Source organism: Marilutibacter penaei, from assembly GCF_014145395.1.
Classification (GTDB): Bacteria; Pseudomonadota; Gammaproteobacteria; order Xanthomonadales; family Xanthomonadaceae; genus Marilutibacter; species Marilutibacter penaei.
This window is the reverse complement of record NZ_JACHTE010000004.1, coordinates 252,865-273,885: the sequence shown is the minus strand read 5'-3', so window position 1 is coordinate 273,885 and position 21,021 is coordinate 252,865. Positions and strand designations below refer to the sequence as shown.

The window sequence follows — 21,021 nt, the reverse complement described above, 5'->3', positions numbered from 1 at the left end:
AGCAGGGGCCGGGCGCCGGCGTGGTCTGTTTTGACCGCGGACATTGCATACCACTTTCGCTTTTTTCCGCGGCGCACCCAAGGGCGTCGCCATGCTGTGCTAGCGTCGCCGGGTTCAATGCCCGATAGATGCCCGATGACCGACCAGCAGCGCCGCACCAAGATCCTCGCCACCCTCGGCCCCGCCACCGACCCGCCGGGCATGCTGGACAGGTTGCTCAAGGCCGGTGTCGACGTCGTCCGCCTCAACTTCTCGCATGGCGACCCGTCCTCGCAGCTGGCGCGCGCGGAAGCGGTGCGCGCCGCGGCCTGCCGGGTGGGCGTCGAAGTCGGCATCCTCGCCGACCTGCCAGGCCCGAAGATCCGCATCGAGCGCTTCGCCGAAGGCAAGGTCGAACTGAGCGCCGGCGACCCCTTCGACCTGATCGCCAGCGAGGACGCACCGGCTGGCAGCAACACCGAAGTCGGCGTGAGCTACCTCGAGCTCCCACAGGACGTCGCGCCGGGTGACACCCTGCTGCTGGACGACGGCCTGATGCAGCTGCGCGTCGACAGCGTCGAGGGCGCGCGCATCCGTTGCACCGTGCTCAACGACGGCGTGCTGTCGGACCGCAAGGGCCTCAACAAGCTGGGCGGCGGCCTGTCGCTGGGCGCGCTGACCGAACGCGACCGCGAGCTGATCAAGGTCGCCGCGGAAGCCGGTGCCGATTTCATCGCGGTGTCGTTCTGCCGCAACGCCGAGGACATGGAGGAGGCGCGCCGCGTCGCCCGCGAGGCAGGCAGCGAGGCGGCGATGGTCGCCAAGGTCGAGCGCGCCGAGGCCATCGAGAACCTGGTCGAGATCGTCGATGCGAGCGACGTGGTGATGGTCGCGCGCGGCGACCTGGGCGTGGAGATCGGCGACGCCGAGCTGCCTGGCCTGCAGAAGAAGATCATCAAGGTCGCGCTGGAGCGCAGCAAGGTCGTGATCACCGCGACGCAGATGCTGCAGTCGATGGTCGAAAGCCCGATCCCCACGCGCGCCGAAGTGCTGGACGTCGCCAATGCGGTGATCGACGGCACGGACGCGGTGATGCTGTCCGCCGAGTCCGCCGCCGGCCGCTATCCGGTCAAGGCGGTCGAGGCGCTGGTCCGCATCTGCCTCGGCGCCGAGCGCCAGTTCTCGCACGACACCGATTTCGAGGCCGCGCCGCGCAACCTGCAGCGCGTCGACCAGGCCATCGCGATGGCGACGATGTTCCTGACCGAGCACATCGGCATCCGCGCGATCGTCGCGATGACCGAATCGGGCGGCACCGCGCGCTTCCTCTCGCGCTTCCGGTCGGGCGTGCCGATCTACGCGTTCTCGCGCCATGCCGGTGCGCGCCGGCGCATGGCGATGATGCGCGACGTGTTCCCGATCGACTACGACAGCCGCGGCCAGACGCCGGGCGAGGCCGGCCGTGGCGCCATCGAGCGGCTCGTCAGGGTCGGTGGCCTGCAGGCCGGCGAACGCGTGGTGTTCACCAGTGGCGAGCGCATGGAGCACCGTGGCTCCACCAATACGCTGCGCCTGCTCGAGGTCGGTCCGGACGGGCAGGCCGTCGGTCTCGGCGAGCTCTAGCCAAAGGCATACCAGCGACGTACCTGTCCGGCTTCCCGGCATCCCCACGACCACGAAGGACGTATGGGCGGGACCGGTTCAGACGGGCTGGGCTGCAACTGGTATTGGATTCCGGGGTGTGGCCCCTGCAAGTCCTTGATTGCCCGTCCCGACGGGCGTCGGCGAGGTCTATAATGGCGGGCTTCCCACCCGCTCCCGCAGGAACCCCATGAGCATCGAACAGCTTGCCGAAACCGCCCTGGCCATGGTCGCCCCGGGCAAGGGCATCATCGCGATCGACGAGTCGACCGGCACCATCGCCAAGCGTTTCGCCGGCGTCGGCGTCGAGAACACGGAAGAGAACCGCCGCGCCTACCGCGAGCTGCTGCTGACCACGCCGAAGCTGTCCGACTATATCTCCGGCGCGATCCTGTTCGACGAGACCCTGCGCCAGTCGACGAAGGACGGCGTGCCGTTCGCGAAGTACATGGCCGACAACGGCATCATCCCGGGCATCAAGGTCGACAAGGGCGCCCAGGCGCTGGCCGGCTGCCCGGGCGAGCTGGTCACCGAAGGCCTTGATGGCCTGCGTGCGCGCCTGGAGGAGTACTACAAGCTGGGTGCCCGCTTCGCCAAGTGGCGTGCGGTCATCAACATCGGCGAGGACATCCCCTCCGGCACCTGCATCGACGCCAATGCCCATGCGCTGGCCCGCTACGCGGCGCTGTGCCAGGAGCAGGGCCTGGTGCCGATGGTCGAGCCGGAAGTGATTATGGACGGCAGCCACGACATCGACACCTGCTACGAAGTCACCGAGGTGACCCTGCGCTCGCTGTTCGCGTCGCTGTACGAGCACAACGTGATGCTCGAGGGCACCATCCTGAAGGCCTCGATGGTCCTGCCGGGCACCACCAGCGGGGATGACGCCTCGGTCGAGGAAGTCGCCGCCGCGACCCTGCAATGCCTGAAGTCCACCGTGCCGGCGACCCTGCCGGGCATCGTGTTCCTGTCCGGTGGCCAGAGCGACGAAGCCGCGACCGCCCACCTCGACATGATGAACCGGATGGGCCCGAACCCGTGGCCGCTGTCGTTCTCGTACGGCCGCGCGATGCAGCAGGCCGCGCTGAAGCTGTGGTCGCAGGACATCGCCGCCAACGTCGCCGCGGCGCAGAAGACCGTGTTCGAGCGTGCCCGCGACAACGGCCTGGCCGCGCTGGGCGAGTGGGTCAAGGCCGCGTAAGCCCGCCTTCGCTGCGTCCCCTGGAACGCCGGCCCCGTGCCGGCGTTCTTCGTTCCGGGCCTTCATGCATCCTTGACGCGGTGCCGACGCGGCCGTCATAGACTGGTGCCGCAGTCCCAGTCCGCCGGCGGGGTGGTTGCCGGCGATCCCCGCAAGGGCGTCTAGAGGGAGCGCAATGGGTACCTCCGGTAGCCAGGCCCGAACGGCCGAGCAACGGAAGGAGCAGCGGTCGGAGCTGGCCGTGTTCCTGCTGATCACCGTGGTGATCTTCCCGGTGATCGCGATCGGCCTGGTCGCGACGATGGGCTTCGCGATCTGGATCTGGCAGATCTTCAACGGACCCCCGACGGGCTGACATGGCGACCGCCTGCGCCCCCGATCTCCAACGCCGCGCGCTGCTGCGCGGGCGCTTCGACGGTGCCACGCCAGTACGACCGCCCTGGGCGCTGGGCGAACCCGGATTCCTCGAGACCTGCACCGGCTGCGACGCCTGCCTCCCTGCATGCCCCGAAGAGGTGCTGGTGCGCGGCGACGGCGGGTATCCCGTGTTCGATCCCCATGCAGGTGAATGCACGTTCTGCGCCGCTTGCGTCGACGCCTGCGAACCGGCCGCGTTGCGGCTTGAAGCCGGGGCGGCCCCCTGGTCCGTGCGTGCCGCCCCGGGTGATGCCTGCCTGTCACGCCACGGGGTGGCCTGCCAGGTCTGCGAGGACGCGTGTCCCGAGCGCGCGATCCGCCTGCCGCCGGTCCTTGGAGGCGCGCGCACGCCGCGCGTGGATCCCTTGGCCTGCACGGGATGCGGCGCTTGCGTGGCGCCGTGTCCGGTCGATGCCATCGCGTTGTTGACCAGCAACCCGGAGGTGGCCGGTGGCTGACGTGCATATCGCCAGTTTCATCGTGCAGCACCGGGTCGAGGCCGCGGCCGCGCTGGATGCGTGCATCGACGGAAACGCGGAGCTGTCGCTGGCGCGCCGCGACGGCAGCCGCAGCATCGTGCTGTGCGAGAGCGACGATCCGCGCGCGCTGATGGAGCGCATCGACCAGCTCCGCGACGTGCATGGCGTGCTGCAGGTGTCCCTCGTCTACCACCACGTCGAAGCCGACGATTCGCTGGATCAACCCCTTGGACAGGCGGCCGCGCCGCCGTCCGGACCCGGAGTGCCCGCATGACCATCACCCGTCGCGAATTCATCCGCAACAGTGCCGTCGCCACTGCCGCGGTTGCCGCTGGCATGTCGACCGGCGGCGGTGCGCAGGAGGTATTGCTCGAAGGCGATCGCACCGGCCTGAAGTGGGACAAGGCACCGTGCCGCTTCTGCGGCACCGGATGCGGCGTGAACGTGGCGGTGAAGGACGGGCGCGTGGTCGCCACCCATGGCGACGTACATGCCGAGGTCAACCGCGGCATCAACTGCATCAAGGGCTACTTCCTGTCGAAGATCATGTACGGCAGCGATCGCCTGACGCGGCCGCTGCTGCGCAAGAAGAATGGCGCCTATGCCAAGGACGGCGAGTTCACGCCGGTGTCCTGGGACGAGGCCTTCGACGTCATGGCCGCCCAGTTCAAGCGCGTGTTGAAGGAGAAGGGCCCCGAAGCGGTCGGCATGTTCGGATCGGGCCAGTGGACGATCTGGGAAGGCTACGCGGCCAACAAGCTGATGAAGGCCGGGTTCCGCAGCAACAACATCGACCCGAACGCACGCCACTGCATGGCCTCGGCAGCGGTGGGCTTCATGCGCACCTTCGGCATGGACGAACCGATGGGCTGCTACGACGACATCGAGGCCGCGGATGCCTTCGTGCTGTGGGGCTCGAACATGGCCGAGATGCACCCGATCCTGTGGACGCGGGTGACCGACCGGCGCCTGTCGCACCCGCACGTCAAGGTGGCGGTGCTGTCGACCTTCGAGCACCGGAGCTTCGAGCTGGCGGACATCCCGATGGTGTTCACGCCGCAGACCGACCTGGTGATCCTCAACTACATCGCCAACCACATCATCCGGACCGGGCGCGTCAACGAGGATTTCGTTCGCAGGCACGTGCGCTTCCGCAAGGGCAACGAGGACATCGGCTACGGCCTGCGCGAGGACCATCCGCTGGAGGTCGCCGCCGCGCACGCGAAGGATGCCGGTGGGGGCGAGGACATCGACTTCGATGCCTTCGCCGCCTTCGTCGCGCCGTACACGCTCGACCGGGCCGTCGAGATGAGCGGCGTCGAGCGTGGCTGGCTGCAACAGCTCGCGGAGCTGTACGCCGACCCCGACATCAAGGTCATGTCGTTCTGGACGATGGGCTTCAACCAGCACACACGCGGGGTGTGGGCCAACAACATGGTCTACAACATCCACCTGCTGACCGGAAAAATCTCGACCCCTGGCAACAGCCCGTTCTCGCTGACCGGACAGCCCTCGGCCTGCGGGACCGCGCGTGAGGTGGGCACCTTCGCGCATCGTCTGCCTGCAGACATGGAAGTGACCAATCCCGAACACCGCGCGCACGCGGAGGAAATCTGGAAGATCCCGCACGGCATCATCCAGGAGAAGCCGGGCTACCACGCGGTCGCGCAGAATCGCGCGCTGCGCGACGGTAAGCTCAATGCGTACTGGGTGCAGGTCAACAACAACATGCAGGCGGGCGCGAACATGCGCGAGGAGACCTGGCCGGGCTACCGCAACCCGGACAACTTCATCGTCGTTTCGGACGCCTATCCCACCGTCACCTGCCAGGCGGCCGATCTGGTGCTGCCCACGGCGATGTGGGTGGAGAAGGAAGGGGCCTACGGCAACGCCGAGCGCCGCACCCATTTCTGGCACCAGTTGGTGGATGCGCCCGGCGAGGCGCGCTCCGACCTGTGGCAGCTGATGGAGTTTTCCAAACGCTTCACCACCGACGAATGCTGGCCGGCGGATATCCTCGCCGCCCATCCCGGATACAAGGGCAAGAGCCTGTTCGAGGTGCTGTTCCGTAACGGCAAGGTCGACGCATTCCCGGCCGATGGGGTCGAGGCGGGCTATGCCAACGACGAGACCGACGCCTTCGGGTTCTACGTGCAGAAGGGCCTGTTCGAAGAGTACGCCGAGTTCGGCCGCGGCCATGGCCACGACCTCGCGCCCTTCGACCGCTACCACCGGGAGCGTGGCCTGCGCTGGCCGGTGGTCGACGGCAAGGAAACCCTGTGGCGCTACCGCGAGGGGGCCGACCCCTACGTCGAAGAGGGCGCGGGCTTCCAGTTCTACGGCCACAAGGACGGCCGCGCGATCATCTGGGCGCTGCCGTATGAGCCGGCCCCCGAGGTTCCGGACGAGGAGTACGACCTGTGGCTGTCCACGGGACGCGTGCTGGAGCACTGGCACTCCGGGTCGATGACGATGCGCGTGCCGGAGCTGTACCGCGCGGTGCCGTCCGCGGTCTGCTTCATGCATCCGGACGACGCGCGCGACCGGGGCCTGAAGCGGGGCGACGAAGTACGGGTAGTGTCGCGCCGTGGCGAGATGCGCACCCGGGTGGAGACGCGCGGGCGCAACCGGCCGCCTCGCGGGCTGGTGTTCGTGCCGTGGTTCGACGCCGCTCAGCTGATCAACAAGGTCACGCTGGACGCGACCGACCCGATCTCCAAGCAGACCGACTACAAGAAATGCGCCGTCAAGGTACTGGCCGCCTGACCGCGACGGGAAAGGGAGACAGGACGATGCAGAAGCAACGCGCGACCGGACCGACCTCCGCTGCCAGGCAGGGTGGCGCCCTCGGCGTCCAGATGGTGATCCTGGTGCTTGCCGCCGCGGTGGCGGTGTTGCTGGGCATCGTCATCGCGCTGTCGTTCAAGCTCGGTGACCGCAAGGAACGGGTCGAGCCCGCGACCGGCACGCCACCGCCGGTCGCCGAGCACGTCCTGCCGCACGGGCCGCAGCTCGATGCGATGCGCCGGGGGATCCCCGTCGACCAGGAAAGTACCCCCTTGCCGATGGCCCGGGTGATGAACGTCGACATCAAGCGCGAGCGCGCCTACCCGATGCAGCCGCCGACGATCCCGCACAGTATCGACAACTACCAGGTCTCGGTGAACACCAACCGTTGCATGCTCTGCCATGCGAGGCACAACGCGGCCAACTTCCAGGCGCCCCCGGTTAGCGTGACCCATTACATGGACCGCGATGACCAGTTCCTCGCGACCATTTCGCCGCGCCGCTATTTCTGCAACCAGTGCCACGTCGTCCAGACCGATGCGCAGCCGCTGGTGGCCAACGGCTTCATCGACATCGACACGGTGTTGGCGGAAGGCCAGCCCGTGGCCGACGGGGCGCACTGACGTGTGGGCACGCGCGAAAGCGGCGGCCAAGGGCTTCTGGGACACGTTCCGCAAGCCGAGCACGCATTTCAGCCTGGGCTTCCTGGCGCTTGGCGGCTTCATCGCCGGCATCATGTTCTGGGGGGGCTTCAATACGGCGCTGGAAGCGACCAATACCGAGACCTTCTGCGTCAGCTGCCACGAGATGAACGACAACGTCTTCGAGGAGCTGAAGACGACCATCCACTACAACAACCGCTCCGGGGTGCGTGCGACCTGCCCGGATTGCCACGTGCCCCATGACTGGACTGACAAGATCGCGCGCAAGATGCAGGCCTCGAAGGAGGTCTGGGGCAAGATCTTCGGCACCATCAACACCCGCGAGAAGTTCCTCGACGAGCGTCTGGTCCTGGCCACGCATGAATGGGCGCGGCTGAAGGCCAACGACTCGCTGGAGTGCCGGAACTGCCACGACTACGACTCGATGGACCTGACCCGCCAATCGCCACGATCGGCACAGATCCACCAGCGCTGGCTGGGGACCGGCGAGAAGACCTGCATCGACTGCCACAAGGGCGTCGCGCACCACCTGCCGGACATGTCCGGCGTGCCGCAGGGCTGAGCGCCACGCGCGGCGGGCGCGCCACCGGGGAAGGCGGGCTCGGGCAGTCCCATCCGCAATGCGATTGCCGTCACGTTGCGGGGTATGGCCCCGTCCTCACGGCATCGCGATGTGCACCGGTGTCAACTTATGGGACAGGCGGGCGTTAACAAGGGCGGCTAACGTTGCCGTTTGCCTGTGCCCGCCTGCCCGTGATCGAGTCCCGCATGCCCCCAGTCTCCCGATTCGCCTCCTTCCTCACCGTCTCGCGCATGGAGGGCGGCAGGGGCCGTGGTCCATGGCGGCGGCCGGCCGCCCCGTGGCTTGTGGGGTGGGTGCTTGCGGGATGCGTGCTGGCGGGATGCGGCGGGGCCGGGCCGGGCAGTGATGGAGAACAGGCGCCCCGGGCCACGCCGGTCACCACCCAGGTGCTCGAGGCACGGCCTTGGAGCGATACCATCCAGGCCCTGGGAACGGTCAAGGCCCGTGAATCGGTAACCGTGACCGCGAAGGTCAGCGAAGTGGTCCAGCAGGTGCACTTCGAAAGTGGCGACGAGGTCGCGGCAGGGGCTCCGCTGGTGACGTTGAGTGGCGAGCAGCAGCAGGCAGCGCTGAACGAGGCGCTGGCCGCCGCCGAAGAGGCCGACCGCCTGTTCCAGCGGCAGGGTGAGCTGATCGAGCAGAAGCTCATCGCCACCTCCCAGTTCGACGCCCAGCGCGCGATCCGTGACGCGGCGCGCGCGCGCGTGGCGCAGATCCGGGCCCAGATCAGCGACCGCGTGGTCCGCGCGCCGTTCGCGGGCGTGCTCGGCATCCGCCAGGTCAGCCCTGGCGCCCTGGTGACGCCGGGCACGGCCATTGCGACCCTGGACGACACGCACCGTGTGTTCGTCGACTTCCCGGTGCCCGAGCAGCAGCTCGCGCACCTGGCGGTCGGCCAGCCGCTCGCGGGGCACAGCGAGGCCTGGCCGGGGCGGGATTTCCCGGGCGTGGTCAGCACCATCGATGCGCGCATCGACCCCGCGACCCGCGCGGTCACGGTGCGCGGGGACTTCGACAACCCGGATCGCACGCTGCGGCCGGGCATGCTGTTGCAGGTAGTGCTGAGCCGGCCCGAGCGCGAGGCGCTGGTGCTGCCCGAGATCGCCATCGTGCAGATCGGCAATGCGTCGTATGTGTTCAGGGTCAAGGACGACGACACGGTGGAACGGGTGAACGTGCAGATCGGGGCGCGGCGCGAAGGCTTCGCCGAGGTCGAGGACGGGATTGCCGCGGGCGACCGGATCGTGATCGACGGGACCGGCAAGTTGCGCCCGGGCAGCCGCATCACGGAAGGCGGTGCGCGCCAGGATACGGAGGCGGCGGTCGAGATGCCTGCCGAAGGATCCGCCGACGAGCGCGAGGACTGACCCATGAATTTCTCGGAGCTGTCGATCCGGCGCCCGGTGTTCGCCACGGTGATGAGCCTGTTGCTCATCGTGCTGGGCGTGATGGCTTTCTCGAGGCTGACGCTGCGGGAGCTTCCCGCGATCGACCCGCCCATCGTGTCGGTGGACGTGACCTACCCGGGCGCTTCGGCGGCCGTGGTCGAGACCCGCGTCACCCAGATCCTGGAGGATGCGCTGTCGGGCATCGAAGGCGTGGAGACCATTTCCTCCCGCTCGGTCAATGGCCGTGCTTCGGTGACGATCGAATTCACCCTGGAGCGCGACATCGAGGCGGCCGCGAACGACGTGCGCGATGCCATCAGCGGCGTGGCCGACCGCATGCCGGACGAGGCGGATCCGCCCGAGGTCGAGAAGGCCGACAGCGATTCCGACACCGTCATCTGGCTCAACATGCGCAGTACGACGATGGACCCGCTGGAGCTCAGCGACTATGCCGAGCGCTACGTGGTCGATCGCCTGTCCAGCCTCGACGGCGTCTCCACGGTCCGCATCGGTGGCCAGCAGCGCTACGCGATGCGGGTGTGGCTGGACCGCGACGCGATGGCGGCGCGCGGCATCACGGCGAACGATGTCGAGGACGCGCTGCGCGCGGAGAACGTGGAACTGCCCGCGGGGCGCATCGAGTCCGGCGAACGCGATTTCACCCTCCGTCTGGCGCGCAGCTACCAGGCGCCCGAGGATTTCGCCGCGGTCCCCCTGCGCAAGGGCGACGACGGGTATGTCGTTCGGTTGGGCGACGTCGCCCGGGTTGAACTGGCGTCCGCCGAGCGCCGGGCGTACTACCGCAGCAACGGCGAGCCCAATATCGGACTGGGCATCAACAAGACCTCGACCGCGAACGCGCTGGAGGTTGCCCGGGCGGCGCGCGAGGAAGCGGAGCGCATCCAGCCCAGCCTGCCGCAGGGCACGGAGATCTTCGTCGCCTACGACAGCACGCTCTTCATCGAAGCTGCCATCGAGCGCGTCTACCACACCCTGTTCGAAGCCATCGTGCTGGTGCTGCTGGTGATCTGGCTGTTCCTGGGCAGTTTCCGGGCGGCCCTGATCCCGGCGGTCACCGTGCCGGTCTGCCTGGTGGCGGCGTTCATTCCGCTGTACGCCTTTGGCTTCTCCATCAACCTGCTGACACTACTGGCGCTGGTGCTGTGCATCGGGCTCGTCGTGGATGACGCGATCGTGGTGCTCGAGAACATCCAGCGTCGCACCGACCTCGGCGAACCCCCGCTGGTGGCCGCCAAGCGAGGAACACGCCAGGTCGCTTTCGCGGTGATCGCAACGACGGCGGTGCTCGTGGCGGTGTTCCTGCCGGTCGGGTTCATGGAAGGCAACACCGGCCGCCTGTTCCGCGAGCTTTCCGTTGCCCTTGCCAGCGCGGTGGCGATCTCGGCCTTCGTGGCGCTCACGTTGAGCCCGATGATGGCGTCGAAACTGGTGCGTCCGCACAGCGAGGGAAAGTCGAACCGCGTGCATCGCTGGATCACCGCCAGGCTGGACGGGCTGGCGGGGCGCTACCGGCGCTTCCTCGACCGGAGCGTCGAGCGACCATGGATCTTCGGCGCCTTGATGGTGGTGTCGCTGGTGGCCATCTATGGCCTCTTCCGCTGGCTGCCCTCGGAGCTGGCTCCGCCGGAGGACCGGGGCGTCTTCTTCGTTTCGGTGGTCGGGCCGGAGGGCGCGGGCTTCGACTACACGGTGGAGCAGATCAAGCAGGTCGAGGACGTGATGGCCGACCAGATCGCCACCGATGGCGATGCCAGCCGGCCGATCCAGCGTTCCAACACCCGCGTGCCGGGCGGCTGGGGCGCCAGCGAGGAAATGCACACGGGCAACGTGATCGTGTTCCTCCAGGATTGGGACAAGCGCGAAGCCAGCACCAACGACGTGGTGGAAGGGCTGCGTGGCGAGCTCGACAAGCTGACCGGCGTTCGTGCCTTCCCGCGCGTGCGGACGGGACTGGTGCGCAGTGGCGGACAGCCGCTGCAGGTGGTGATCGGCGGTCCCGACTACGAGCAGCTCGCGGAGTGGCGCGACCGCATCCTCGAACGGATGGACGGGAATCCCAACCTCTACGGCGCGGATTCGGACTACCAGGAGACCCGGCCGCAGATGCGCGTGCAGATCAACCGCCAGCGGGCCGCCGACCTCGGCGTCAGCGTGTCGGCGGTGGGGCGCGCGCTGGAAACGATGATGGGCAGCCGTCGCGTCACGACGTTCGTCCAGGATGGCGAGGAGTACGACGTGGTGGTGCAGGCCGACCGTCCGGCACGCGCCGCGCCGGCCGACCTCGAGGCGATCCAGGTGCGTGCACGCAATGGCGAACTGGTGCCCCTGTCCAACCTGGTGACACTGACCGAACTGGCCGAGGCGGGCAGCCTGAACCGCTTCAACCGCCTGCGTGCGATCACCATCAGCGCGGGACTGGTCGACGGCTATCGCCTGGGCGACGCCATCGAATGGGTCAACCAGGTGGTCGACGAAGAACTGCCGGAGTACGCCCAGGTCGACTGGAAGGGCGAGTCCCGGGAGTACCAGAACGCGGGCAGCGCGGTGCTGCTGACCTTCGTGATGGCGCTGCTCATCGTGTACCTGGTGCTGGCCGCACAGTTCGAGAGCTTCATCCATCCCTTCGTCATCATGCTGACGGTGCCGCTGGGTGTGCTGGGTGCGTTGATCGGGCTGGCGCTCTCGGGAGGCACGCTGAACCTTTTCAGCCAGATCGGCATCGTGATGCTGGTGGGGCTGGCGGCGAAGAACGGCATCCTGATCGTGGAGTTCGCCAACCAGCTTCGCGACGCCGGCCGCAGCCTCCACGAGGCGATCGTCGAATCCTCCACGGTGCGACTGCGTCCGATCCTGATGACTTCGATCGCCACCGTCGCGGGCGCCCTGCCGCTGGTGCTGGCCGGCGGTCCCGGTTCCGCCAGCCGCGCCACGATTGGCGTGGTGGTCATCGCCGGCGTCTCCTTCTCCACCTTGCTGTCCTTGTTCATCGTGCCCGTGTTCTACGTGCTGCTGGCCAGGTACACGCGTTCGCCCGACGCGGTGAAGCACGAGCTGGAGACGCTGGAGGCCGACACGCCCGAGGCCGGCGGACTGGCCTGACGCCGGCGGCGCCCAGGGCCACCCCGGCGCCGCCCGTCCACGTCCTCCATGATTCCGGGTATCGTGGGCGCTGTTTCGGGGCGACCGCCCTGTTTTGCCGCGCACGGCGGCCTTTCTGGGGAGAGAGCTAGGTGGAAGCACTGGTCACGGCACTCAACGACATCATCTGGAGTCGCGCACTGATCTACCTGTGCCTTGGCGCGGGGCTGTATTTCTCGATACGCAGCCGCTTCATGCAGGTGCGCGGTTTCGGCGAGATGATCCGGCTGCTGTTCTCGGGGCAGTCGTCGCGGGCTGGCGTGTCATCGTTCCAGGCGCTGGCGATGTCCCTGTCCGGACGCGTGGGCACCGGCAACATCGCCGGCGTCGCCACCGCGATCACGTTCGGCGGTCCCGGTGCGGTCTTCTGGATGTGGGTCGTGGCCTTCCTCGGTGCCTCGACGGCCTACGTGGAATCGACGCTTGCGCAGATCTACAAGGAGAAGGACGAGAAGGGCCAGTACCGCGGAGGGCCTGCCTACTTCATCGAAAAGGCGATGGGCCAGCGCTGGTACGCCTGGCTGTTCGCGCTGGTGACGGTCATCGCCACCGGCCTGCTGCTGCCGGGCGTGCAGGCCAACAGCATCGCCCAGGGGATGCAGACCGCGTGGGGCATCGAGCCGTGGATCACCGCGACGGTGGTGGTGCTCGCACTGGGCTTCATCATCTTCGGTGGCGTGAAGCGCATCGCGCACTTCGCCCAGGTGGTGGTGCCGTTCATGGCCGCTGCGTACATGGTCATCGCGCTGGTCGTGGTGGTCATGAACGTGCAGATGCTGCCCGACATGGTCGCGCTGATCTTCAACAGCGCCTTCGGCCGCGAAGCCGCGTTCGGTGCGGTGGCGGGCCTGGCGGTGGAGTGGGGCGTGAAGCGTGGCATCTATTCCAACGAAGCCGGGCAGGGTACCGGCCCGCATGCGGCGGCCGCGGCCGAGGTCTCGCATCCGGCGAAGCAGGGCTACGTGCAGGCCTTCTCCGTCTATGTCGACACCCTGCTGGTCTGCTCGGCCACGGCCTTCCTGATCCTGTCGACCGGGATGTACAACGTGCAGGCCCCGGACGGCAGCATGATCGTCAACGAACTGCCGGGGGTGGAGGCCGGTCCCGGATACGCGCAGGCGGCGGTCGAGACCTTCCTCCAGGGCTTCGGGGCGCCCTTCGTCGCGCTGGCCCTGCTTTTCTTCGCCTTCACCACCATCGTGGCGTACTACTACATGGCGGAAACCAACGTCACCTACATCAACCGGCGCGTGCACCGTCCGTGGCTGACCCTGCTGCTGCGCATTGGCATCATGGCCGCGGTGGCCTACGGGGCGGTGAAGAGCGCGGCGCTGGCATGGGGGCTGGGCGACATCGGCGTTGGCCTGATGGCGTGGCTGAACATCATCGCCATCCTGATCCTGCAAAAGCCGGCCTTCGCCGCGCTGCGCGACTATGAGCGGCAGAAGAAAGCGGGGCTGGACCCGGAATTCGACCCGGAAGCCCTGGGTATCCGCAATGCGGATTTCTGGGCCGAACGGAAGGCCTCGCAGTGACGCGCAGGGGCGCGGTCGGCCATGGCTGAGTCCGGCTCCCCCTGGGGGCGTGGCAACCGGCGAGAGCGCGACCGCACCGGTCGCGCCGGGAAGCGTCCGGTGACCGACGCCGGCGCCCCCGACGCACCGGGTACGGCGCGCGAACTGCGCCTGTACGGGCTCAACGCCGTGCGGGCGATGTTCGCCAGGCGTCCCGACGCCCTGCGCAAGCTTTACCTCGCCGAATCGCGTATCCCCGATCTGCAGCCCCTGCTGAAATGGTGCGCGGCCCACCGCGTGGGGTATCGGGTGGTCGACGAGGACGACCTCCGCCGGCTTGCGGCAAGCGGGCACCACGAAGGCGTGGTGGCGGACGTCCTGCGCCCGCCCGCCCTTGCCCTGACGGACTGGCTCGCGTCGCTGGCGCCCGGCCCGCACCTTGCGATCTGGCTCGATGGCGTCGGCAACCCCCACAACTACGGTGCGATCCTGCGCTCGGCTGCGCACTTCGGGGCGTCTGCCATCCTGCTGCCGCGGCACTCGACGCTCGCGTTGTCGGGGGCGGCGTCCCGCGTTGCCGAGGGCGGGGCGGAGGCGGTGCCCGAGGTCCGCATGGGGCGTCCCGAAAACGCCGTGGCCCAGTTGCGCGGTGGCGGCTTCCAACTGGCCGCGACGGTCGTGGCCGGGGGGAGCAGCGTCTTCGACGCGGTACTCCCGGAACGCCTCGTGCTGGTAATGGGGGCGGAGGGCAGCGGCATGGATCGCGACTTCGCCCAGGCCTGCGATCTGCAGCTGTCGGTCCCGGGCACGGGCGCGGTGGAAAGCCTCAACGTGGCGGCCGCCACGGCCGTCATGCTGGCTGCGTGGCGGATGCGTCACTGAGTCCCGGCGCCATGCGATGGGGGGGGCTCGAAGACTGGGCGCGTGACGCAGGGCGCGTACGAGCGGCCGAATCAGCGGCCATCCAGCAGGCGCTGGAGGGTTCCCACGTGGCGGGCGCCTGCATCCTGTGTGGGTCCGGACGGGGTTTTGATTCCGGTGCCAATGGGATGGCGGACGGCCTTCGCGAGGGGCTCGGCTGCCGTGGCTGCGGCTGCAACGCACGCCAGCGGGCCGCCGCGCAGGTGTTGCTGGACGCCCTGGGTTCGCTCCCGGCCCGGGCCACGGTGCGGTCCACCGAGCAGGCCAGCCGCCTGCACCTGGCATTGCGCCGCCGGACGCGGTTGGTGGGAAGCGAATACCTGCGCTCGGGGTGGCAGCGGTTGCGACTGACCGGCTGGCTGTGGCGGCAGGGTGCGTTCGAACTCGCGCGGCATGGCGACGCGACGGCGCTGGCCGACCCGGACGCGCGTTTCGACGGCGTGCTCAGCCTCGACGTGCTCGAACACATTCCGCAGCCGGATCTCGCGCTCCGTGAGTTTGCACGGGTCCTGCGCCCGGGCGGGACGCTGGTGCTCACCGTCCCGTTCTACGAGATGCAGGCCGGCAACCGGCGCATCGCCGAACTGGCGGGGGATGGCCGTGTACGGCACCTGGGCATCCCCGAGTTCCACGGTGACCCGCTCAGCGGCGGCGTCCCGTGCTTCCATCACTTCGGCTGGCAGTTGCTGCAGGACCTGCGCTATGCCGGGTTCACGCAGGTCGACGCGTGCCGGGTCCAGGACCCGGTGCACGGAATCCCGCAGGGCCAGTGGGTGATCCACGCACGACGCTAGCGCATCGTGCGGGCGCGTCAGTTTCCGTCGCCGGCCTCGGCCGTGGGCGCGCTTCCGAACCCGAAGTCGTCCGCGCTCTCGACCGAAGCGGCCAGATAGGCGAACACCGCGTACGCGGCGACATTCTGCGCGAGGGCCGCCGGGTCGATCTTGTCGAAAGTGTCATCCGGCGTGTGATGCAGGTCGAAGTAGTCGCTGCCGTCCTGGGCCAGTCGCGCCCAGGCCAGCCCCTTGGCGGCGAACGGCGAGATGTCGGGTCCCGGGCCGCCCTGGCCCGGCAGGTGCTCGATCCCCAGCGGCGCCAGCGCTTCGGCGATCGCGGTGTCGGCCGGTGTTGCATAGGCGGGTGCCGAGCTGGAATACCCGTAGATGCGACCGGCGCCGAAGTCGCTCTCCGCACCGATCAGGTGCTGGCGGATCTCGCCCAGGTGGGCCTCGGCATAGGCTTTTCCGCCGTACAGCCCCTGCTCCTCGTTCGCGAACGCCACCACGCGGATGCTGCGCGGCGGACGGACCTGCATCTGGCCAATGAGGGCGCCCGCGGCCATGGTGATGCCGACACCGGCGCCGTCATCCACGGCACCCGTGCCCAGGTCCCAGGAGTCGAGATGCCCGCCGATCAGCACCACCTCGTCGGGCCGCTCGCTGCCATTGATCTGGCCGATGACGTTCTGGGAGGTGTACTCGCCATCCCAGCCGCAATCGAGCGCAAGGCGGATGCGCGCCGGCCCGCGCGCGAGCAGCCGCGCCAACTGGTCGGCGTCGGGGACCGACAGGGCGGCTGCGGGAACCGGGACCAGGCCTTCGTCGAACCGCGTGATGCCGGTGTGCGGGTTGCGATGGGAGTCGGTACCCGCGGAGCGCATCACGTAGCCGATGGCGCCGGCGCGTATTGCAGCCGAGGGTCCGCGGCTGCGCACGCGGCTGCCCGGGCCGTAGCCGGAACCGTCACGGCTGCGCTCCATGCGGTAGTCGATGAAGGCGATCTTCCCGGCCAGCGAGCCGGCAGGGGCCGCTTCCAGCGCATCCAGATCGGAGAAGCGGATCACTTCGCCCTCGACGGTGCCGGCAGGGCTTCCGCCCAGGGCCGTGACCGTCAAGGGCTGCGCGTTCGCACCGAGTACGGAGGCACTCTCGCTGCGGCGCACCCACTTCGGGAAGGTCACCGGCTCGGTCCAGACCTTGTCGTACCCGAGTTCCTTGAACTTCGCCGTCGCCCACTCGACCGCGCGCGCATCGGCTTCGCTGCCGGCCAGGCGTGGGCCGACCTCGGTGGTCAGGGACTCCACGATGCGATAGCCCAGGTCGCTCTCCAATGCGCGCTCGCGCAGGCCCGCGACCACGTCCGTGGCTTCGACGGGGACATACGTTTCGGTTTCGCCGGCGTGCAGCGTCGAAGTGGCGAGGGGGGCCGAGACAAGCAGGGCGGCGGCCAGGGCCAGCAGGGTCGAACGCATCGGGGTCTCCACGGGAGCCGGCCGTGGCCGGGAACAGGCGAAACGCCGAGCATACCAACCCCGGCGGCACCGGCCGGGTGTCTCAAGTCATGGCCACGCCCGACGGGTGCGGGCTGTCCTGCTGCTTACTTCTTCAGCGCGTCCCGGATCTCGCGAAGCAGCACGATCTCCTCGGCCGGCTCGGCCGGGGCTTCCTCCGCGGCCTCTTCCTTCTTCTTCAGGCGGTTGTAGCCCTTCAGGACCAGGAAGATCACGAAGGCGATGATCAGGAAGTCGATGACCGTCTGGATGAAGGCGCCGTACGCGACGGCCACCTCGGCGACTTCAGTCCCGGCGGCATCGACGCTCGCGGGCGTGAGCACGTACTTCCAGTCGCTGACGCTGGCGCCTCCCGTCAGGCCGCCGACCAGCGGCATGATGATGCCGTCGACCAGTGCGGTGACGATCTTGCCGAACGCCGCGCCGATCACCACCGCGACGGCGAGGTCGATCACGTTGCCGCGTGCGATGAATTCCCTGAATTCGGAGATCATGCCCATGTGCGCCGCTACCGTTGGAGGGGACCGACAGGCTACCCCAACGGGGGCGGAAGGTCAGCGCGGCGGCAGGATACGTCCCTTCAGCGGCGGCAGGCCATCGAGCCGCGCCTCGTAGTGGTCGCCGGACTGCAACGGGCCGACCCCGGCCGGCGTCCCCATGAACACCAGGTCGCCCGCCCGCAGCGCATACAGCGTGGAGAGGGACTGGAGGATGTCGGTGACGCTCCAGATCATGTCGTCGAGCGATCCCTGCTGGCGCGTCGTCCCATTGACGTCGAGCGACAGGCGCCGACCCGCCAGCGGACCGGCGCGGGTGGCGTGCACGAGCGGACCGACCGGCGCGGCCTCGTCGAAGGATTTTCCGGTATCCCAGGGCAGGCCCTTGGCCTTGGCGGCGGCCTGCAGGTCGCGACGGGTCAGGTCCAGGCCCAGCGCGTAACCGAATACCAGCCTCGCTGCGGCTTCCGCGGAAAGCGGCTCGGGTGGCGCATCTTCGCCGAGGGCCACCACCAGCTCCACCTCGTGGTGGAGATCGGAGGTGCCGGGGGGGTAGTGCACGTCGCCCCCGTTCACGATCGCATCCGCCGGCTTGAGGAAAAGCGTGGGCTGACCGCGTCGGGACGGGTCCGTCGGCGCGCTGGCGCCCATTTCCCGCGCATGGTCGGCGAAGTTGCGGCCCACGCAGTACACCCGGCGCACCGGGAATCGATCGCCGGTGTCGCGGCCGTCCGCGAAGACGGGGATGCGCGTGGGGGCCGGCGGCTGGATCACGTCGCCCATGCAGGGGGATTCCGGTGTGGCGCCGCGGGGCGGCGGGGATTCAATGGGCGCGCGGCAGTCGTGGCGCGTCCACCACGCGATACTCGCCTTCGACCACGCGTGCGTCCCGTGCCAGCGGTTGCCCGCGGCGTCGCCACAGGCGGTACAGCAGGCCCGCCGCGATCATCGCCGCACCCAGCACCACGCTGAACATCACCAGGACGAGCAGCACGGCGAGCCCGACGATTCCGAAGACGGCACGCAACCACCGCTGGCGCGGCTTGCGGGGAGAGGCGGCTGCGCTGACGCGCGAACGGAACCAGGTCGGGTCGAAACGGAAGCTCTGGGCGGACATCCAACGGGTCTGACACAATGCGGCAACATCGCCGTGGGCGGAGTATCGGGCGATGCCCGTGTGACCGTGTAAGGGATTCGTTAAGCATGAGTGACGAGGTTCATGTTCCCGCCGATGCATCGCCACTGGTCGCGTGGTCGGCCTTGCCGGACGGTGCGCTGGTGGAGGTCGCAGCGGTACTGGATGGCGATGCGGAGTCCCTCGTGGTGATGCGCGAGGGCGATGCAGTGCGTGCATGGCTGAACGTATGTCCGCATGCGGGCCGTCGCCTGGATTGGGCGCCGGGGCAATTCCTGCGGAGCAAGGAGGGCCTGCTGGTCTGTGCGGCGCATGGGGCGAGCTTCGAACTGCAACGTGGCGAATGCGTCGCGGGCCCGTGCCGCGGCGATGCCCTGCGCGAGGTGGCGCTCGAGGTCCGCGATGGTGGCGTGTGGCTCGCGCGCTGAGCGGCCGGGCGTCACTCAGAACAGCAGGTTGACCATCAGTACCGCGATCGTGGTGTACACAAGCGACAACGGTGCGCCGATCTTCCACAGTTCCTTCGCGGTATAGCCGGCCGGACCGGAGATCATCGAGATCACCGGGTTGGACGCCGTCATGAAGTTGTTCGAGGCCGACAGCGCCACGATCAGCGCGAAGGCGGTCGGGCTGCCGCCTGCCGCGAGGGCGATGTTGATCGCGAGCGGCACCACCACGATGGTCGCGCCCACGTGGCTGATGACGAGCGAGAACGCGGTGGTCAACAGGCCCAGCAACAACTGCATGATCCATATGGGCGTGCCATCGGGCAGTTGCTCGATGCTGTGCCCCGCGACCCATGCGGCGGCGCCACTGGAATCCATCGCCCAGCCCAGCGGGATCAGGCAGGCCATCATGAAGACGGTTTTCCAGTTGATCGCCGAGTAGGCTTCGTCGATGTGGATCACCCCGGCGATCAACATGCCGGCGACGCCGGTCATCAGCGCCAGCGACACCGGCAGCCGGGAAGAAAGTGCCAGCAGCATGGCCACGGCGAAGATGCCCATCGCCAGCTTGAACTTGTGCGGGCGCTGCTCGCCTTTCGGGTAGTCGGTGACGACCACCAGCTCCTTGCCGGCCGCGGCCTTGGCGAGGTCCGTCCAGATGCTGTGCAGCACCAGCATGTCGCCGGCGCGCAACGGCTGGTTGCGCACGTCCTCGCGGAGGACCGTCTTGTCGCGGTTGATCGCCAGCAGGCTGATCCCGCGCTGCTTGCGCAGTTCCAGCTCGCGTCCGGTCTTGCCGATGAACGCGGAGGTGGGCGGGATCACCGCTTCCGAGATCCCGGCGCGGCTGGGATTGAACAGGTCGCCGAAGTTGCGCAGGCGCGAGCTGAGGCGCAGGAACTGGTTCTGGGCGAAATCCGCGACCTGCTGCTTGGGCCCCATCGCGCCCAGCACGCTGCCGACCCAGATGCGGGTTTCCGCCGGCGGGGCCAGCCGTTCTTCGTTGTCGCTCTTCAGTGCCAGCAGGAGTGGCGCCCCGTGCAGGGCCTCGGCCTCGCCCAGGGACATGCCCACGAGCGGGCTTTCGGCGGTCACCGTGAGTTCGTACACATCGCCTTCGATGCCGTAAGCCTTCGCGAAATAGCTCTGCGTGCGCGCCGGGGTGACGCCCTTGCCGCTGTCCTCACGCTCGAGCTTGTGGCCGAAGAAATGGAAGTAGGCGAGTGCCGCGGCCAGCAGGGTCAGGCCGATCGGCAGCGGTGCGAACATCTTCAGCGGTTCCAGCGTGGCCGCACCCGAGGGCAGGTTGCTGTTGGCCGCGACCAGGAGGTCGTTGAGCAGGATCAGGGGCGAGTTGCCGACCATCGTCAGCGCGCTGCCCATCATGATCGCGGCCGCGATCGGCAACAGCAGCCGCGGCAGCGACAGGCCGGTACGCGAGGACAGGCGGGAGGCCACCGGCAGGTACAGCGCCATCACCGCCGGGTTCTGCATGAACGACGAATTGAGGCCCGCGATCGCGCCCGTCAACAACATGAGTCGCTGTTCGACGCCGTGCGCCCGTCGCAACAGCCATGCGGCCAGGCGGTTGAGCGCCCCGGTTCGGTCGAGTCCGGCGCCGAGGATCATCGTGGCGATCACGCTGATGACGGCCTGGCCGGAAAAGCCATTGAACAGTTCGTCCGGTGCGACAAGGCCGGACAGGCCCAGCATCACCAGGACCACCAGCGCGACCACGTCGGCGCGGATGCGCTCGAACAGGAACATCACCATCGTGAAGCCCACCAGTCCGAGCACGAGCTTCATGTCGGTGGTGAGCGTCAGCGCGGTGTCCATCAGGGTCGGGTCAGGAAGTCGCGATCAGGGGCGGGGGGAACGGACGGCCTGCGACGGCCACCGCCCGGTGAGTGTGGCGGGGGCCG

19 protein-coding genes are annotated in these 21,021 nt (G+C 68.5%); 14 read left to right on the top strand and 5 right to left on the bottom strand.

What is annotated here, in order from left to right; all coding sequences use genetic code 11:
- Positions 1 to 135 precede the first annotated feature (135 nt).
- The 13 genes from pyk (at position 136) to H4F99_RS07115 (ending at position 15,525) form a co-directional block, all read left to right on the top strand.
- A complete protein-coding gene (pyk, locus tag H4F99_RS07175) occupies positions 136 to 1,602 on the top strand; it encodes a pyruvate kinase (RefSeq protein WP_182669042.1) in 1,467 nt (488 codons plus the stop codon).
- 208 nt (positions 1,603 to 1,810) lie between these two features.
- Entirely contained in the window at positions 1,811 to 2,821 is a 1,011-nt protein-coding gene (locus tag H4F99_RS07170) for a class I fructose-bisphosphate aldolase (protein WP_182669041.1), read from the top strand.
- Positions 2,822 to 2,996: 175 nt separating this feature from the next.
- The gene (locus tag H4F99_RS07165; protein WP_182669040.1) at positions 2,997 to 3,176 is read left to right on the top strand and encodes a periplasmic nitrate reductase, NapE protein; all 180 of its coding nucleotides are present in this window, start codon (positions 2,997 to 2,999) and stop codon (positions 3,174 to 3,176) included.
- Between the two features lies 1 nt (position 3,177).
- The gene (gene napF / locus H4F99_RS07160) at positions 3,178 to 3,696 is read left to right on the top strand and encodes a ferredoxin-type protein NapF (RefSeq protein WP_182669039.1); all 519 of its coding nucleotides are present in this window, start codon (positions 3,178 to 3,180) and stop codon (positions 3,694 to 3,696) included.
- On the top strand, positions 3,689 to 3,991 hold the full coding sequence (locus H4F99_RS07155; RefSeq protein WP_182669038.1) for a chaperone NapD: 303 nt from the start codon (positions 3,689 to 3,691) through the stop codon (positions 3,989 to 3,991). The genes napF and H4F99_RS07155 overlap by 8 nt, the downstream gene beginning before the upstream one ends.
- Positions 3,988 to 6,483, top strand: coding sequence for a periplasmic nitrate reductase subunit alpha (gene napA / locus H4F99_RS07150; RefSeq protein WP_182669037.1), 2,496 nt, complete (start codon positions 3,988 to 3,990; stop codon positions 6,481 to 6,483). Before H4F99_RS07155 ends, napA begins: the two co-directional genes overlap by 4 nt.
- 26 nt (positions 6,484 to 6,509) lie before the next feature.
- On the top strand, positions 6,510 to 7,127 hold the full coding sequence (locus H4F99_RS07145; RefSeq protein WP_246371429.1) for a nitrate reductase cytochrome c-type subunit: 618 nt from the start codon (positions 6,510 to 6,512) through the stop codon (positions 7,125 to 7,127).
- Between the two features lies 1 nt (position 7,128).
- A complete protein-coding gene (locus H4F99_RS07140) occupies positions 7,129 to 7,728 on the top strand; it encodes a cytochrome c3 family protein (protein WP_343064160.1) in 600 nt (199 codons plus the stop codon).
- Between the two features lie 251 nt (positions 7,729 to 7,979).
- Positions 7,980 to 9,116 (top strand): efflux RND transporter periplasmic adaptor subunit, encoded by a 1,137-nt coding sequence (locus tag H4F99_RS07135; RefSeq protein ID WP_182669119.1) that lies wholly within the window; start codon positions 7,980 to 7,982, stop codon positions 9,114 to 9,116.
- A gap of 3 nt (positions 9,117 to 9,119) precedes the next feature.
- Complete coding sequence (locus H4F99_RS07130; protein WP_182669035.1) at positions 9,120 to 12,257, top strand: efflux RND transporter permease subunit; 3,138 nt, start codon at positions 9,120 to 9,122, stop codon at positions 12,255 to 12,257.
- A 131-nt stretch (positions 12,258 to 12,388) separates the two neighbouring features.
- Positions 12,389 to 13,831, top strand: a complete 1,443-nt coding sequence (locus H4F99_RS07125) for an amino acid carrier protein (RefSeq protein WP_182669034.1) — start codon at positions 12,389 to 12,391, stop codon at positions 13,829 to 13,831.
- A 21-nt stretch (positions 13,832 to 13,852) separates the two neighbouring features.
- Positions 13,853 to 14,692: a TrmH family RNA methyltransferase gene (locus H4F99_RS07120; protein WP_182669033.1), complete on the top strand. Its 840-nt coding sequence runs from the start codon at positions 13,853 to 13,855 to the stop codon at positions 14,690 to 14,692.
- Between the two features lie 167 nt (positions 14,693 to 14,859).
- On the top strand, positions 14,860 to 15,525 hold the full coding sequence (locus H4F99_RS07115; protein ID WP_182669032.1) for a class I SAM-dependent methyltransferase: 666 nt from the start codon (positions 14,860 to 14,862) through the stop codon (positions 15,523 to 15,525).
- A 17-nt stretch (positions 15,526 to 15,542) separates the two neighbouring features.
- Here the strand turns inward: H4F99_RS07115 and H4F99_RS07110 are convergent, their stop codons facing one another.
- The 4 genes from H4F99_RS07110 to H4F99_RS07095 form a co-directional block, all read right to left on the bottom strand.
- Positions 15,543 to 16,982 (bottom strand): M28 family peptidase, encoded by a 1,440-nt coding sequence (locus H4F99_RS07110; RefSeq protein WP_182669031.1) that lies wholly within the window; start codon positions 16,980 to 16,982, stop codon positions 15,543 to 15,545.
- A gap of 125 nt (positions 16,983 to 17,107) precedes the next feature.
- Positions 17,108 to 17,521 (bottom strand): large-conductance mechanosensitive channel protein MscL, encoded by a 414-nt coding sequence (mscL, locus tag H4F99_RS07105; RefSeq protein WP_182669030.1) that lies wholly within the window; start codon positions 17,519 to 17,521, stop codon positions 17,108 to 17,110.
- Positions 17,522 to 17,575: 54 nt separating this feature from the next.
- On the bottom strand, positions 17,576 to 18,301 hold the full coding sequence (locus H4F99_RS07100) for a fumarylacetoacetate hydrolase family protein (RefSeq protein WP_182669029.1): 726 nt from the start codon (positions 18,299 to 18,301) through the stop codon (positions 17,576 to 17,578).
- 40 nt (positions 18,302 to 18,341) lie between these two features.
- Positions 18,342 to 18,635: a hypothetical protein gene (locus tag H4F99_RS07095; protein ID WP_182669028.1), complete on the bottom strand. Its 294-nt coding sequence runs from the start codon at positions 18,633 to 18,635 to the stop codon at positions 18,342 to 18,344.
- A gap of 86 nt (positions 18,636 to 18,721) precedes the next feature.
- Here H4F99_RS07095 and H4F99_RS07090 point away from each other — a divergent pair, with 86 nt between their 5' ends.
- The gene (locus H4F99_RS07090; protein WP_182669027.1) at positions 18,722 to 19,081 is read left to right on the top strand and encodes a Rieske (2Fe-2S) protein; all 360 of its coding nucleotides are present in this window, start codon (positions 18,722 to 18,724) and stop codon (positions 19,079 to 19,081) included.
- Between the two features lie 15 nt (positions 19,082 to 19,096).
- On the opposite strand, the gene H4F99_RS07085 is transcribed toward H4F99_RS07090, so the two are convergent.
- Positions 19,097 to 20,935, bottom strand: a complete 1,839-nt coding sequence (locus H4F99_RS07085) for an SLC13 family permease (RefSeq protein WP_182669026.1) — start codon at positions 20,933 to 20,935, stop codon at positions 19,097 to 19,099.
- Positions 20,936 to 21,021 lie beyond the last annotated feature (86 nt).